Genomic DNA, 15,634 nt, shown 5'->3' on the forward strand with positions numbered 1-15,634 from the left:
CAAAGCCTGTCCAGGAATGTGAAGGTTTAAACAAAGTAGGCAAGCAAATTATATTATTCTAAGGGACAAATTCTGAGATCAGTATAAAGCACCCTTTTCAGCCATAAATATGTGTATCCGATGATTCGTAGAAAGGAGTTCCTTATGAACGACATTTTGGAGATTGTCTGGATTAGTATGATAGCCGGATTGGCCACAACGTTAGGCAGCCTGCTAGTCTTAATGTTTGGGAAGCCAAAAGAGCGTATTTTAGCCTCCCTGTTGGCTGGTGCCGGTGGAGTGATGCTGGCTGTGGTGAGTGTCGATTTGCTCCCGGAGGCCTGGGAAGTTGGACCCCCACATCAAGTGGGCTTGGGGTTTGTCCTGGGTCTGATATTTATGTACTTAGCAGACATTCGTCTCAATACCACCTCGAATACTCTCCCCTTGTCAAGAAGACAACGTCTTAAAAGAACCGGACTTCTCGTCGCTACAGGAATTGCCTTACACGATATCCCCGAAGGAATGGCCATAGCGGTTAGCCAAGAGGCTGCTCCGGGACTGGGATTTTTAATCGCCTTTGGTATTACATTACACAATCTTCCTGAGGGAATGGCAACAACAGCTCCTTTAAAAATGGCTCAGATCCGTTGGTGGAAGATTCTTCTTCTGAACATTGGAATTGCCTTTTTTACCCCCCTGGGGGCCATAATGGGTCTTATCGCTTTGGAAAGTGTCCAAAATTCCCTGGCCTTTTTTCTGGCCTTTGCAGCCGGCGCTATGACCTTACTGGTTTTCGCCGAACTAATGCCACTTTCCCGGGAGCGACATCCTCGTTATGCCTTACTGGGTGGAACCATAGGATTCATTGCCTTTGCCTTGATCAGTCTGATGCTCCCAGCCTGATAAAGATGTACGCAAAGGCAGGGCTATAATGGTAAATTGTCTAGGGCTTAGTTAAGTCCCATCCGATTAAGGCATCTTTGTCGTCAAAAACCGCGCACCTGAAATAAAAATCAAATGGTGCACCGGTGCACCATTTGGCCGTTTTGTCAAAAGAAGGACGCAACAAAATACAATCTCGTTACGTCCTTACTCTTGCACAAACAATTATGATTTTTTAGGCATCTATTATTTCTATTTATACTATACCTTTCTACCGGAAGAGGGAACCAACCATCTAAAATAATTATTTTATGGTTAATTTACTTCAAAACTTGAGCAGCATAATTCCCCATGGCCTTATATCCTTTAGCGTTTGGATACTTTCCATCAATCGTTAAACCGTCTTTATATTTGCCTTCCGAATCAAACAAGGGGTTGGAAAAATCTAAAGTTAAGATTTCCTCCTCTTGAGCGTACCCCAACTCCCACTCTCGAATCTCTTCAATACTATCGCGAACCCCTGGGTAGCTGATTGGCAACGCCAAGATAGGGGTAATATGATTAGCTTTTGCTTTTTCCACAATCGCTTTGATATTCTTCTGGATTTCCGTAAGGGGCACCTCTTGCAGGGCATCTCCGATTCCGGCAAATATAATAACTCTACCGGGCTTTTCGGCAACAACGTCTGTGTCAAAACGATCTAATAGGTTCTTGGCATTTTGCATTGTCTTTCCCTTATTCACCACGGTCACCTTAAGAACCTCTGCCAAAGTTGTTGTCCAAGAATCTTTTTCCGGGTCTAAAGGATATCCTAAAGTAAAGGAGTCTCCTAAGGCAACAATCTTGGGATTGCTTAGTGTTGAATCAGTTTCTGATTCGTTCGACTTCGCCGGAACATCCGACACCTTAGCCCCTTCGCCCCAAAACCCTGTAAAACCCGCGATCAAGACAATAAGGGCTAGCCCCACTGCCACTTGAATTAAGCGTATTTCTAACTTATACGTACGCATAAAATCCCTCCTTCCTTTATCAATATTCTACATCCTCAACTACTTTCCTTCTTCTTTCTACAGGCATTCTTTGCCGATCAGGTGTATGCGTTATACACCAGTATGCATTCAAACGCATATTTTGTAGTAGGAAAAAAGGAGGTAGCCCTATGAATTACATTGACAAGGCCCGCGAACTGGGGGCAGCCCTGTCCCAAACTCCCGAAGTACAGGAATTAAAAGCTGCTGAGGCTGCCATTATGGCTGATCCAGCCAGCAAAGAAGCGTTTGCTCAGTACCAGGAAAAGGAACGCGGGATTGTAACCACTCAGATGATTAGTAAAATCGCCCCGGAAAAAGACACTATTTCACTTCTTGATCTTAAGGTCCGATTAATGAACAGATATCCTCTTATCAAAGCGTACTTTATTCAACAGCAAAGCTATGAAAAACTAATGGCTATGGTAAACCTAACCCTGACTACAGCGATGCATGGGATGCCGTCTGCTAATGACCTGCCAATTCCAGAAGAATTCAAAGGCATGGCTCAACAAATTCTCGACAAAATAAGTGGCGGAAACGTAATGGAAAAGATGCAAATCTCGCCTGATATGTTAAAAGGGATTAAACTCCCCCCTACCCTCTAATCTTGTGAACGGTAGTAAGAGATGAGGCCCCCCGGATATCAGGGAGCACATTTTATTAACGACATTACGCATCCGGTCACCTTAATTGCCTTTCTAATTGTCATCGTCTTAGGGGGATGGGTAACTATATGCACTTGGTTCTGATGATTAGCTGAAAGGAGGAACGCCGTTATTAATCATCCTGAATGCCTGCCACCTTTCCCGGCGACTCCTTTTTCCTTTTCAATCTTAGTGACAAGCCCCATCCGCCGAAACCTCTTCTTTTGTCCTGTTAGTTCTATGATATTTCCATTGGCTAAAACAAAACTTCAGTTTGCCGCAATGATCGTGGCAGGCGTAGATATTCTTATAGCCTTTCTTTTTAAACGTTCCCTTGCCCACCCCCCTATTCCAAATCGCCCACCATCGGGTCAATACCCGATAACTCTGACCATGCCCCAATTAAACCAACTAATCCAAGCTGCCATCAAGGGGGAAATTCCTCTGCCTGCACCTCAACAATCCGTCCCGGGGCAAGGCTTTGGCCCTGTAGGACGAGATCAACCTCTTTTTCCTGATAATTTAAGTGTCTCACTAATTATCTCTGCCCCCTTTGCCCCCTTTGACGGCAGCCCTGACACATCATTTAACGTTCCTTTGTTCGAAGTTCCAGGTGTCCCGGGAAACCTGATTATCGCTGTTAGTTTGCTGATTGCTCAATTCTTTGTTGAAAGAGCAGGCGTCGGGATTCCCAACGGAGATGGTTCAAAGGTCAAGACTACTGTAAGTCTCGCCGAGGGAGGGATCTTCTATGTCATGGCCGTTTAAATCGAGATTGTCTCCGAGGAGCTGCCCCCCCCCAACTGACGCCTGTTCAACCCCACCCTTGAATGCAACGGCTCTACAGTCTTGGGATTATGGTTTCAAGCGTCTTGTCCCTCTTCTGGAGTATCCCACCCTTGGAACCGGCCTTTTGGCCTGTACCGTGTTCTTCTTCATTGCTTTCTTTTCTGATGTTATCTTGGCTAATATAACCTATATGAGCTTAGGAATCGTCGTGACAATAAGCACCTTTGTCTTGCTTCTGCTGTTAATATTTATTCAGATTCTTTTATAGGGCTTTGCTAGGTCGCTTGGGACTGGGCGGCTTCGTCCACATCCGTTCACCCAGCACTCCAAGGCTCGCCCACTCGCTGACCTGGGAGCTTCGCCAAACCTCTGGGTAGTACCTGAGGTGAACCCGTGGCTGCGCTTCCCCAGGTCAGCTTGTGGGCTTTATCGCCTCTCCATGCAATGGGTTCACTCCTGTGGATCGAAGCCGCCCTGTCTTTTGGGTCTATTATTCTTAAGTATGTTTTGGGGCTTTTTTAGGGCAGCGGCGGAACTCGCAGACGCGTGCGGATCGACGAAGACACTGTCTTCGCACGGATCAAACCTTCTTGCAGCACCGTCTTCGCACGGGTTAACACAGCTAAGAAGAGCTCCGCCCCAGAGCAAAGGCTGTAACAAACCTCAGAACGAGTTTTGTTACAGCCTAAATATTTAAACATTTATATTTCTAATCTATTTATACACTTACCTTCTAGCTGAGATTTCAGCCCTCCGCTCTTTTAACCTGACTATGAACCGCCCATGGGTGGGTTTGTTGGCGGCAGCGAGGGGACATCGGCTTCAGGATTGACTCCCATCTGATTCAAGGATTGCATTAGCTCCGGACTCATGGGAGGCGCTTCGGGATATATAGGAGCCACTTCCGGATTAATTGGAGGTTTTTCCTTATTGCTGAACAAACCTGTAATCTTACCCCAAATTGATGTAGCCGTTGACTTCACCGGGCGGAGAAATGTCATAATACCCATAGGGTCTTTAACTTTTAGGATTAAAGGACCATTGGGGGCTTGCGCCAGGTGGGCAGGATTTTCTGCAGAGACTACCACCCGGTCGTAGTGATGAAGGGGGACAGGGCTTTGAAAATGAGCACGATAAACTCCGGTGCCAACCTGACGTAAGGTTCCCACCAAAAATCCGCTCTTCCCCTTTTCGTCGACTAAATATGCTGCATATACCCCCGGTTGGCCAAAACCCAGATAGGTTTGGGGCACGGGCAGATTGGCTATAAGAAGAAAAGTATTATCAGGTGATATCGTTGCCACGCCATTACCGTTTATCCCTGCCTGGGCTGCTTGCAAAATAAGCTGCCTCGCTTGACCTGGATTATAGGGTATACCTTGATTGTAACCTTGTTCCGGCATGTAACCCATGTTTGGATTATAACCACCTTGTTGTCCCTGGATCGGCCCTTGCCACTGTTTTCCTTGTCCGGGTGGCTGCTTAGCTCCTATAAAACCGCCTCTTAAGTTTTGGATTTGCCCATCCTTTTGAAACACACCACTGGCTTTGAGTCCTGAACCTAGTGTATTGCGTATCGCACCCGGAGAGTATCCCGAGCCAAATTGACCATTGGGTAATTGACTAGGGAACCCCTGCTGTCCGATGGGCTCATAAGGATTATTAGGCTTATCCCCAACGAACCTCATTATGCTCCCTCCTTTATTCACTTCAATGTGCTTTTATCTCATGATATGATAGTGAGTATTGAAGGGTTCTGAAAGGAGAATTTAATGGCTAAGAAATCAACACCTCTTGCCAAAACAATATCTCGCCGCAGTTTCTTCCAAAAAATTGGCGGTTTTATTGCAAACCACTGGCTGCTTAGTTCTGTCCCTGTTGCGGGAGCTGGGGTTCTCGGCTGGGCAGAATTTGATACGCTCTCTTTAAAGCTTCAAAAATGGGATCTCTCTTACCCAAATCTGCCCTTGGCTCTAGAGGGAAAAACTATTTGCCAGCTGAGCGATTTGCACCTTGAAAGCTTACGGATTTCTCCGGAAAATATCCGGCAAAGTGTGATGACTCAAAAGCCTGACCTCCTGGTAATAACAGGGGATATTATTTCAACCAGGACGGATTTGGATAAATTAGCACCCTATCTCAGTGGGCTGACTGCTCCTTTCGGAAATTATGTGGTTATGGGTAACAACGATTATAGCCATTTATCTCGGACTCTTTTGAAACGTTATCTCCAGGAGTTTGAAACCCTGGGCTGGATTCCATTGCTGAATGATGCCGCTTTTCTCAAACAACTTAATCTTTGGGTTATTGGAATTGATGACCCGGCAACTGCTCATGATGAAGTAGATTTAGCCTACCAAAAGGTGCTATCTGCCCAGTCAACTCTAACCAACTCCCCCTTCCGCTTAGCCCTGGCTCATTCTTCAGATTGCCTGGACGATGTGGCAAAACATGGAGCAGATCTTCTACTTACAGGCCATACCCATGGCGGTCAAATCCGTCTGCCGGGATTTGGCCCTCTAATCACTAATACCTACCTGGGAGACCTAGGGTTTTATGAGGGATATCATGTCATTAACGGAGTACCCTTATATATCAATACGGGCATTGGCGAAAGTATGATTCCTCTGCGTTTCAATGTGCCTCCTGAAATCGCTTTCTTCACCTTGCATCGTGGGAATGAGCAGCCTAAGCATGAGACGCGTTAAGTCAGCAAAAGTAAAACAAAAAGAGGTCCCACAACTTTTTGGTTGTGGGACCTCTTCTGCTTGTATGACAGAACAATGGCTCATACAAGTCCTTCTAAATACTAAAGGTATGGTTGCCGATGCGTTTGATGACAGTGCGACTCTTAATCCATTTGTCGGTAGCCGTTTGTGGGTTGTAGTAAAAGATTGCCCCGTTTGTCGGGTCCAGGCCAGATAGAGCGGCTTCGGCTGCTTTGTAGGCTTGATCATCGGGATCTAAATGAATTTGCCGATCGTCAACCGCTGTAAAAGCTCCGGATTGGTAGACAATTCCTTTGATTGTTTTAGGAAAACGTGGATCCTTGAGTCGATTAAGTACAACCGCTCCGACAGCCACTTGCCCTAAGAAATCTTCTCCGCGAGCTTCTCCGTAGATGACCCGACTCAATAGCTCTACTTCTTCTTTGGAGACCAGACGTCCCAAACCACGGGAGTGAATTTGACTGTTGTCTTTAGGATCAGGGAGCGGGCTAACCTGTTTGTCAACTTTCTTTGTGCCTTGAGATACAATTATCTCGTAGGTCTGAATATCTGATTTCGGTTGTTCGGAAGACAGTTGGCTTGAATCAGCAACGCTGGACTCTTGTTTATAAACTGTTGCTAACACTGGGATACTTCGTAAGATATTAACCCACCACGGCGTGTCTTCGGCAACTTCTTTTACTTTCTCGTCAGAGATTACCGGGGTAGTTGAAACTGCTACGACTTCCTTTGTATACTCCTTAACATCCCTGGGCTGGAGATCCTCAGTTTTTTTCTGAATGATTGGGTTGGGAACCCATAAGGTCTGTCCCTCCCGAATTTGATCAGGACTTTTTATCCGGTTAAATTTTACGAGTTCATCAACCGACGTTTGATACCTTTCTGCTAAATGCCAAAGAGTTTCACCACGCTGAACTGCTATCTTCATGGTAGTTGACGAATTTGCATAGATCCCGTTATTATCAATGTTAACGATTTTGCTCCCGAGTCCTAGAGCAGGATAGATATTGGCCTGCCATAAACACAAACACATTATCCCACATAGGAAAATCGCCAAAGACTTCCGACATCGTCGGTGTGGTAATAAAATAAAAATCACCTCTTGTTATAGACTATTTCTAGTCTTTCCCAATTAAGGTGGGTTTTATAACTACCTGCTTAAATGCTTAATAGTGGCAGAATGCTTTTTCCTTATTTGTCATATGCTACTATGGCATACATATACTATTATGACTGAGCAAAGATAGATTAGTCTCATCTTTTGTTTTGTCGATTATTGTAAGTGAGGTGAGGTTGACAACTTGAAGGCTTTTATCAAAAACCTGTTATTGTCGTTATCTCCCCCTGAAGATCCCCCGCTCAGCGAGGAGGAACGCCTGCTTGCGGAAATCGAAGAAACTAGAGAAAAAATGGTGCACGCCTGGAACCGCTTGGACTATGCGGCTCCAGAATATGTAGAAATTGCCGTACTCGAGCTTCTGCTCGCTGAAACCCAATATGGAATTCTCAACAAACGCTATCGTCTAATGTTAGGGTTAAAAGACGCATCTTACTTTATTCCCACCGGGGCCAGAGCTTTATCCACAACTCTAGAGAAGAGCTGTCTAAATCATGCATTTTATAGATCACTTGCCAATCCCTCTAGTGAGAATCCTGCTGTATCCTCCTTACCTCAGTTAACTTCTCCAAATTCATAGAGATTCATCAGAGGATTATTTAGGAGATTTTTCAGAGAGAAAGCGTGTTAAAAGGACCGTCCCCCTAACACCCAAGAAAGCTCCGCCGAAAATCGGCGGAGCTTTCTTTTATCTAAGTCCGGTTAATATCACGTCGACCATTGCCTGATGATCTTTGTCCTCTAAGGGTCGTGGATTTATAAAAATCCTTTGCATGCAGAATTGTTCCAGAGTACCCATAATACAACAGGTAGCTAATTCGTCATCGAGATCAGCCCGCAATTGTCCTTTGGCCTTGGCCTCTTTGACCATCCCTTTGTAAAACTCGATGATAATTGACTGAGCTGCCATGTGATGGGCTCGGATTTCCTCAGAAAGGATTTTAACCTGCATGGCAATATGGACGAATTCCATATGATGGTTTAGAAACTGGGCGAGAAAGTGTGAGCAGTTGAGAATTTTTTCCTCGATGGTTTCATCCTGATCCATACTTTCTTTTAAACCGATTCTAAATTGATCCACACTGAATTTGAGTATTTCTTCAAATAAGCGATCTTTACTTTCAAAGTACTCGTAAACTGTACCTTTGCCAATCCCCGCCTCTTTGGCGATATACTCCATCTTTGCGCCGTCGAAGCCGTGCTTAGAAAACACACGGATTGCAGCTTTAAGGATCTCTGTCTGTTTTTCTTCTCTCGACGCCGTGGGTACCATCTCCTTTACACAGAATGTGTTAGCTGAGGCGCAGACTTTTGCTTTTTCTTTTCCTTCTTATTCTTTCTGGAGTCCCGAATATCTTCAAAAATCGTATAGATAACGGGTACGAGAAGTAGGGTTGATAAGGTGGAAAGGGTCAGTCCGAAGATTACCACGATACCCATGGGAGCCATGGTTTCCGAACCTTCGCCGATACCCAGGGCCATTGGGATAAGTCCCAGGATGGTTGCTAGAGTCGTCATCAGAATCGGCCTTAAACGAATAGGCCCGGCGTTTTCGATGGCCTCTTCCCGTTCTTCCCCCCGCTCTCGACGTTTAATAATATAGTCTACCAAGACAATGGCATTACTAACCGCAATACCTACCAAGAGAATCAAACCGATAAACGAGGGAACGCTTAAGGTTGTTCGGGTAATGAATAATCCCAGCATTCCGCCGGAGAATCCCATTGGCAAGGATAGGATAATCGTAAAGGGATGGAGTAAGGATTCGAACTGAGCTGCCAAAATCATGTAAACCAGCAGAATTGCCAGGATTAAGGCCAGTCCCAAATCGGCGAAGGATTCCATAAGCTCCTTATTCTCACCTAAGACTTCATACGTGTACCCATCCGGCATCTGATAATCTTTGAGCTTTGTTTCGATATCGGTGGTTATACTCCTTAAATCCCGATCAACAATTTGACTGGTAATATGGACGACACGAGTCTGTCCTGTTCTCTCGATCTTAACAGGTCCCCGTCCGATCTCAACTTCCGCCACCTGGCTCAGAGGGACAGTTGTTCCGGAGAGGGTGGAAATCGGCGTCTGACCTAAGTTTTCCAGACTTGTCTTAAAGGTCTCGTCCCCCGTCAGCACCACATCAATTTCAGTTCCTTCATAACGATAGGTAGTTGCAGTGGTTCCGGAAATAGTCCCTTTTACCGCTTGGGAAATCTGAGCAGCCGATAAACCAAATTGGGCGGCGTTGGGACGGTTAACTTTAACGACGACCTCCGGAACTCCGTCCGTCATGCTTGTTTTGACTTCCCGGGTTCCATCAACTGAGGAAATAATCCCTTGGATGTCCGTACCAATTTTCTTTAGATCCTCAAGCTCTTCTCCTTTAATCGCAATGTCAATGGGAGTTGTTGAACCACCCATTTGCATATTATCCGTTACTGTTACTTTAATCTCAGCTCCGGGAATGTCTTTAGTTAAAGAACGTATCTCGTCTCCAACCTCACCGACACTCCGGGACCTTGTGTCTAGATCCACCAGCTGAACACTAAGTGAGCCGGTATTGGCTGTATCCCCCCCTAAGGAAAAACCACCGTTAGTTCCTATTTGGGTAAAGACTGTTTCAATTTCAGATATGCCTGCCAGCTTTTCTTCGATCTTATTCATGGTATCTTCAGTATCTTCAAGTTTAGCGCCATCCGGCAAGGTCAGGTTAACTGTCAATTGACCGATGTCTGACTCAGGCATAAATTCTGCACCTAAGCTGAGAGCGGAGGCAGCGGATAGACCAAAGATCAAAGTAGCAGTTATCATCACTGTTTTTCGATGGTGTAAGGCATAGTGTAAAAATTTCTTATAAACCCCTTCAATGCGGGCAAAACCTGCATCGAAGCCACGACTCATTCCATCAATCAGCCCTCTAATTCCCTTACGTCCCTCGGGAATCTCTCCGGATTTCATAAGCTTAGCAGAAAGGGTAGGAACTAGAGTCAAGGAAACCAGCAGGGAGGCCATCAGAGATATGGCAAAGGTCATGGCTAACTCTCGGAAAATTGTGGATACCACGCCCTCTACAAACACGATGGGAAGAAATACTGCAACGGTTGTCAAGGTAGAAGCGAAGACAGCCATTCCTACTTCTGATACCCCTTTGACCGCAGCTTCGTATTTAGAATATCCTTCCTGACGATGGCGATGGATGTTTTCTAAAGCTACGATATTATCATCCACCAACCGGCCCATTGCCAGGGTCAATCCGCCAAGAGTCATCATATTGATAGTGATCCCGGCAAAATAGAGAACTGCAAAGGTGGCCATCATGGCGATGGGAATCGCTGTAGCAGTGATAAAGGTTGTTCGGATGTTATGAAAGAAGAGAAAAACCACGACAATCGCTAAGACCCCACCCAAGATTGCTTCGTTTTCCACGGTTTTAACGGATTGCTTAATGTCAATGGATTGATCCATAACAACATCGACCTTAAGATCTGGGTATTCTTTAGCGAATGCTTCGACAGTGGCATTGACCTCATCGGCTACTTTAACAGTATTGGTTCCGGATTGTTTTTGCACAGAGATGCTGACACTTTTTTCGGAATTTGCCTTAGTAATTGCATTGACATCTTTATGTACAATCCCTACATCGGCAATATCTTTTAGTTTAATCTGTCCGCCACTGGGAAGGGGAATTAAAACATTTTTGATTTCCTCTAAAGACTTAAACTCTCCGGTGGTCCGAATGGTTAGTTTTTGGGTTCCCTTATCTACCTGACCACCGGGAGAATTAAGATTTTCGGCACCAATCAATTGGGCTAAGGAACTGATGGTTAAGCCGTAGCCATTCATTTTTTCCAGATGGGTTTTAATTTCAACCTGATCTTCAAAGCCGCCGACAACTGAAACCGAGGCGGCTCCGGAGACCCGTTCCAGCTGAGGCTTGAGCTTATCCTCGGCAATAGACTGAAGTTTAGCTAAGTCTGCATCATGTCCGCTGATGGTCAGAACCACCACCGGCATGGAATCCAAATCCAGCTTCATGACCATTGGTGCCCCTGCATCATCCGGTAAACGACTCTTAATCTGGTCAACCTTCTCCCGCATTTGCAGGGTTGCAAAGTCCATATCTGTTCCATTTTTGAACTGGGCTATTACGATTGAACTACCCTCAGAGGTTGTCGAAGTCACCGTATCAATATTTTCAACGGTAGAAACCGCCCCTTCTAAGGGATTAGTAATCAGTTTCTCGATCTCCTGCGGGCCGACCCCGGAATAATTTGTCACAACGATGGAAACCGGAATTTCTATGTTGGGCAAAAGATCAATGGGAAGGCGAGTCAGGGAAATACCGCCTAGGAGAATGATGATGAGCATCACCATGATGATTGAGACAGGGCGTTTAACTGAAACTTCTGCTAGCTTCAAGACTCTTCCCCTCCCACAATTTTCACCTTATGGCCTTCATCAACTAAGGTCTGTCCTTTAACAATTACCTTGTCGCCCTGATTTAACCCTTTAAGGATCTCAATGTCCACCCCCGTATCCAGGCCGGTGACAATTTCTTTGGCAGTGGCTTTATCATCGACAACCACATAGACAATGGTCTTTTCGTTTTTCAGAACAACTGCCTCACTTTTGATGGCCATAACATCCGGCTTTTCATCGGTGGTCAGTTCTACTTTGGCAAACATACCCGGCTTAATTAAACCGTCCAGATTCTCAATTAGTATTTTAATGGGATAGAGCTGGGTTTTGGGGTCAGCAGCTGGGCTGACATTTTCAATTCTTCCAACAAAGCTTTCCTCCGACACTGAGGGAACCGTAACCTTGACTTCGTCATTCATTTTCAGGCGATTGACTAAGTTCTCGGTGACACTAACTGTGGTATAGACACTACTGGCATTGGTCAGGCTGACTCCCGGTTGAGCACTGCTGGCCATATTTCCTACTTGGACATTAACCTGAGCGACAACACCGGCGACAGGGGCAGTAACAACTGCATTGTCTAAGGATTCCCGGGCTTGAGTAAGCTGAACTTCCACTAGATTAAGGCTGCTGTCTGAGGCCTGCACGGTTAATTGTTCAATCTGGCCTGCATAAGAGGATTCTAATTCTTGAAGACCTAACTCTGCTTGATCCAGTTGAGATTTTGAAGCTGCACCTGCATCATAAAGAGCTTTAGTATTAGCCAGGGTCTTTTTCGCGTCGGCAATTTTTTCTGCGGCTATGGCTTGAGTTCTTGCCAGAGAGGACTTTGCACTTACCCACTGTTCTTTGCTATTTTGGTAGCGGGCCTCAGCTAATTGATAAGCTGTATTCAGATCTGTGGTTTCCAGAGTAAACAAGACATCCCCTGCCTGAACTGTGTCCCCTACTTTGACATTCACTGACTCAACCTTACCTGCCATCTTGGGAACCACTGATACATCTGTCTCAGATGATATTTTCCCACTCAATATCGCAGTATTGATAAGCGTCTTGTGGCCGGCCATTTCCACCTCTACCGGTATGTATTTTTCTTCGACGACGGCAACGGGTTTATTTCCGCTGCACCCGGTCAACACTCCAAACGTCATCAGCGCTACGAGTAAGATCCGAACCTTTCCCATGTTCCTAATTTTCTTCAACGCCTATCTCCTCCACTTTGCCCATAAATTCTCAATCTTCAGAACCGACTGTTCGGTCACTTAATTAGTTATACCTTGAATAGCTTTGAAAATCAAGCTATCCAGGAAATAATCCCTTAAGAGCATAGGATTACTTCCCAGATAAATAAGATAAAATCAATATAGTGTAACTATTGGATTCATTAGACCTGGGCTCAACATTATTTAGATATGGCTGCATATGCTTTATTTTAAAAAAATTCATTATAGTCTTCATAGTTTTGTCTTCTTTGTCTCACAGCCTTCAGTTGTCTGATGATTCCCTGTTCCGTTTGCGAATGTCGTGCCATAGGGCTGTCAATTGCTTGAACCGCTCTAAAAAAGTAACAATAAAATTCAAAGGGTTCTTTCTCATAGTCTCTAGGCCTACGGCTACTTCATTGATTGTTCCGCCAACTTGTTCGCTGGTTTGTTTTACCACAGCGGTGACTGACTGAATATCCGCCAGCAGATAGGGCAAATGGGCATTAATATCCTGCACTGTCTGCTTTGCTTCATCCGTCAGCTTGCGCAGGGAACGTACCCAAAGCATCACTTCAATTCCGATTACCCCCAAAATGATGGTCGCCACAAGAGCACATACTTCATAAATCATAGACCCACTCCCACTCGGTTTCATATCAAGTTACGGTAAATCTTTAATTGCTGTACCATAGTCCAGATCAGACGGGCTTAGTTTATTCATTTCTGTTACCCGCTTGTTGGTTTGTAAGGACTGGATCCTGGAGGTTCCACTGATGTCTGCACCCCTCTGAACTGTCTTGGCAATGGCCAAGCCCCCCTCATGCAGAGTTTGGCCTGAAACTCCAAGAATGTCAGGATGAATAACCAGCCAGTAGGTGGTATCCGGAATTAACTCAACCTGAGGAACCACCTGCAGACCGGAAGTTCCAAGGGGTACAAGTGTTGTTGGCGTTCTCTCCCCTGTGCGGCTGTTGATCAGCTCAATGCTTGAGCTAGTTACTGTCTGCCAATCGATATCTCCGGAAAAATTCACTGTGAATTTTTTATCTAAGGAAATCCCCGTTAATTCTGCAACTTGACGATAGTTAGAAAAGTAGTGGATAAAATTCATAGACGATTGGGTTTCTTGTGGATTGTTGGCCGCAACTCCCGACAATTCTCCCCAAGCTTCCCAGTAATCGTCGGTTCTGGCCATTTTAAGCGCTTCATTGGAGTCAGTTAGCATTAATTCTGCAGCTTTGAGTGGATCTGAATGCTCTATAACTACATTGGGACTTACTCCGACTTGATCAATCTCGCGACCCAGAGGAGAATAGAAATGATCAATGGTCATCTTAAGTACGCCACCACTTTTGAGGGGAAAGGAGCCTTGAACCGTTCCCTTGCCATAGCTGGTAGTCCCTACAAGCGTTGCTTTCTCATGATCCTTGACCGCTGCACTTAAAACCTCTGAGGCGCTGGCACTGTTTTCATTGATCAAGAAAATAATCCGTCCCTCTACTCTCCAGCCCGGATCTTCAGCCTCAATAGGATGAAGTACACCGTCCCGATCTTTCACCCGTACAGCAACATCCGAGCCGATAAAGTAACCCGCCAGCTCCATTGCCGAACCCATAAATCCCCCTCCGTTATCTCGCACATCTACAATCCAGCTATCGACATTTTGATCTTTTAACTCTTTTGCTGCCACCTCAAATTCTTCAGACGTATTACTCCCAAAAGAATTTAGATCCAGGTAACCAATATGTCCATCCAGTACTTCGCCGGTCACTGTGGGCTCAGAAATCTCTCTGCGCATAACCTTCAAATCCCGGGTCTCTGTCTCCTGCTTTACCCTAAGCTGTACTGAACTTCCTTCAGGCCCTCTGAGTATGCTTGCAGCCTCTTCTGAGCTAAGCCCAACTAAGGATTCCCCGGCGGCCCTAATAATCACATCCCCCGGTTTTAGCCCGACTTCCTCTGCAGGTGAGCCTGAAATAACGCCCAGAATCCGAACACCTTCAGGGATCATTTCAATGTGAATCCCTATCCCCGAAAAACTCATGTTAATACTATCGATAAACTCTTCATATTCTTCATCAGTAAAATACTTCGTATGAGGGTCTCCCAACCTTTCCAGCGTTTCCTCCACTGTCGGAGCATTTAAGACATCCTCAGAAACCCGATCGACATACTGATTTTTTAGAAGTGCACGGACTTCCGTGAGAACTCCGTTACTTGAAGCCAAAACCGTCGTTGAATTGCTCAGCACTAGTAAGATGATGAGCATTAAGTTTAAAACAATCTGGCTGGCTGCTTTTTGCAGCAATTTTTTCTTTAATTTTTTTCGAATAAATATAACTGGCATAGTTTAAAATAATCTCCTCTCCAGAGTACCTTTTTATAAGGGCTTTATGCGTATAGATTCGACACCTAAATGAATTTACCTTCGCCTTGGTAAAACTTCTTCCAATGAACAAAACAAAAATGCCCTCTCTAGTTATATCTACTAAAGAGAGCATCGTTACATGCTTATTTGCTTATTATGTTTCATTAGATCGCCTTCCGTTTTGTAATTACCTCACCGATAGTGCTTAATGTGCCTTCCACATTGGCTACCGAATGCTTAAGATTATCTATTTCAGCTCGATGGACTTGATTATTATGTTCTATAGCCTTTACGACTAAATAAATCTCGTCTTGTCGCGATTCCAGATGATTCAACTTATTGAGGATAAGTCCAAACATCTCTTTGATCTCATTCTCCATTACTTCACCACCTCTCTTCAAAATTATACCATTGCCTGTCCGCTTCCATCAAGACACATTCTACATTTTAAAACCCCTAAATTAAAGGAAA

Annotated in this window: 15 protein-coding genes; 6 read left to right on the forward strand and 9 right to left on the reverse strand. The window is 45.0% G+C overall.

Annotation, left to right across the window (positions count from 1 at the left end):
* Positions 1-144: 144 nt before the first annotated feature.
* Positions 145-885, forward strand: a complete 741-nt coding sequence (locus tag BLS16_RS18015) for a ZIP family metal transporter (RefSeq protein WP_092335047.1) — start codon at positions 145-147, stop codon at positions 883-885.
* Between the two features lie 299 nt (positions 886-1,184).
* Here the strand turns inward: BLS16_RS18015 and BLS16_RS18020 are convergent, their stop codons facing one another.
* Positions 1,185-1,874, reverse strand: a complete 690-nt coding sequence (locus BLS16_RS18020) for a GDSL-type esterase/lipase family protein (RefSeq protein ID WP_092335048.1) — start codon at positions 1,872-1,874, stop codon at positions 1,185-1,187.
* A gap of 149 nt (positions 1,875-2,023) precedes the next feature.
* Here BLS16_RS18020 and BLS16_RS18025 point away from each other — a divergent pair, with 149 nt between their 5' ends.
* The 3 genes from BLS16_RS18025 (at position 2,024) to BLS16_RS18035 (ending at position 3,596) form a co-directional block, all read left to right on the forward strand.
* Entirely contained in the window at positions 2,024-2,500 is a 477-nt protein-coding gene (locus tag BLS16_RS18025; RefSeq protein ID WP_092335049.1) for a YlbF/YmcA family competence regulator, read from the forward strand.
* 291 nt (positions 2,501-2,791) lie between these two features.
* Positions 2,792-3,307, forward strand: a complete 516-nt coding sequence (locus tag BLS16_RS18030; RefSeq protein WP_345788543.1) for a hypothetical protein — start codon at positions 2,792-2,794, stop codon at positions 3,305-3,307.
* Positions 3,291-3,596 (forward strand): hypothetical protein, encoded by a 306-nt coding sequence (locus tag BLS16_RS18035; protein ID WP_092335051.1) that lies wholly within the window; start codon positions 3,291-3,293, stop codon positions 3,594-3,596. Before BLS16_RS18030 ends, BLS16_RS18035 begins: the two co-directional genes overlap by 17 nt.
* Positions 3,597-4,098: 502 nt before the next feature.
* Here the strand turns inward: BLS16_RS18035 and BLS16_RS18040 are convergent.
* Positions 4,099-5,016, reverse strand: a complete 918-nt coding sequence (locus tag BLS16_RS18040) for a hypothetical protein (protein ID WP_092335052.1) — start codon at positions 5,014-5,016, stop codon at positions 4,099-4,101.
* A gap of 84 nt (positions 5,017-5,100) precedes the next feature.
* Here BLS16_RS18040 and BLS16_RS18045 point away from each other — a divergent pair, with 84 nt between their 5' ends.
* Entirely contained in the window at positions 5,101-6,036 is a 936-nt protein-coding gene (locus BLS16_RS18045; protein WP_092335053.1) for a metallophosphoesterase, read from the forward strand.
* 94 nt (positions 6,037-6,130) lie between these two features.
* Here the strand turns inward: BLS16_RS18045 and BLS16_RS18050 are convergent, their stop codons facing one another.
* Complete coding sequence (locus BLS16_RS18050; protein WP_242876355.1) at positions 6,131-7,090, reverse strand: cell wall hydrolase; 960 nt, start codon at positions 7,088-7,090, stop codon at positions 6,131-6,133.
* Positions 7,091-7,358: 268 nt separating this feature from the next.
* On the opposite strand from BLS16_RS18050, the gene BLS16_RS18055 reads away from it, so the two are divergent.
* Positions 7,359-7,754 (forward strand): hypothetical protein, encoded by a 396-nt coding sequence (locus BLS16_RS18055; RefSeq protein ID WP_092335055.1) that lies wholly within the window; start codon positions 7,359-7,361, stop codon positions 7,752-7,754.
* Between the two features lie 108 nt (positions 7,755-7,862).
* On the opposite strand, the gene BLS16_RS18060 is transcribed toward BLS16_RS18055, so the two are convergent.
* The 6 genes from BLS16_RS18060 to BLS16_RS18085 all read right to left on the reverse strand — a co-directional run bounded on the left by BLS16_RS18060 (position 7,863) and on the right by BLS16_RS18085 (position 15,543).
* Complete coding sequence (locus BLS16_RS18060; protein WP_092335056.1) at positions 7,863-8,447, reverse strand: TetR/AcrR family transcriptional regulator; 585 nt, start codon at positions 8,445-8,447, stop codon at positions 7,863-7,865.
* 5 nt (positions 8,448-8,452) lie between these two features.
* On the reverse strand, positions 8,453-11,590 hold the full coding sequence (locus BLS16_RS18065) for an efflux RND transporter permease subunit (protein WP_092335057.1): 3,138 nt from the start codon (positions 11,588-11,590) through the stop codon (positions 8,453-8,455).
* Positions 11,587-12,792, reverse strand: coding sequence for an efflux RND transporter periplasmic adaptor subunit (locus BLS16_RS18070; protein ID WP_092335058.1), 1,206 nt, complete (start codon positions 12,790-12,792; stop codon positions 11,587-11,589). Before BLS16_RS18070 ends, BLS16_RS18065 begins: the two co-directional genes overlap by 4 nt.
* Positions 12,793-13,075: 283 nt before the next feature.
* Positions 13,076-13,426, reverse strand: coding sequence for a hypothetical protein (locus BLS16_RS18075; RefSeq protein WP_092335059.1), 351 nt, complete (start codon positions 13,424-13,426; stop codon positions 13,076-13,078).
* 30 nt (positions 13,427-13,456) lie between these two features.
* Positions 13,457-15,142, reverse strand: a complete 1,686-nt coding sequence (locus BLS16_RS18080; protein ID WP_092335060.1) for a S41 family peptidase — start codon at positions 15,140-15,142, stop codon at positions 13,457-13,459.
* Positions 15,143-15,327: 185 nt separating this feature from the next.
* Positions 15,328-15,543 carry a M domain protein gene (locus BLS16_RS18085; protein WP_092335061.1) on the reverse strand — a complete coding sequence of 72 codons (216 nt, stop codon included), beginning with the start codon at positions 15,541-15,543 and terminating at the stop codon, positions 15,328-15,330.
* Positions 15,544-15,634: the final 91 nt, after the last annotated feature.

The organism is Desulfosporosinus hippei DSM 8344 (genome assembly GCF_900100785.1).
In the GTDB taxonomy this organism is placed as follows: Bacteria; Bacillota; Desulfitobacteriia; order Desulfitobacteriales; family Desulfitobacteriaceae; genus Desulfosporosinus; species Desulfosporosinus hippei.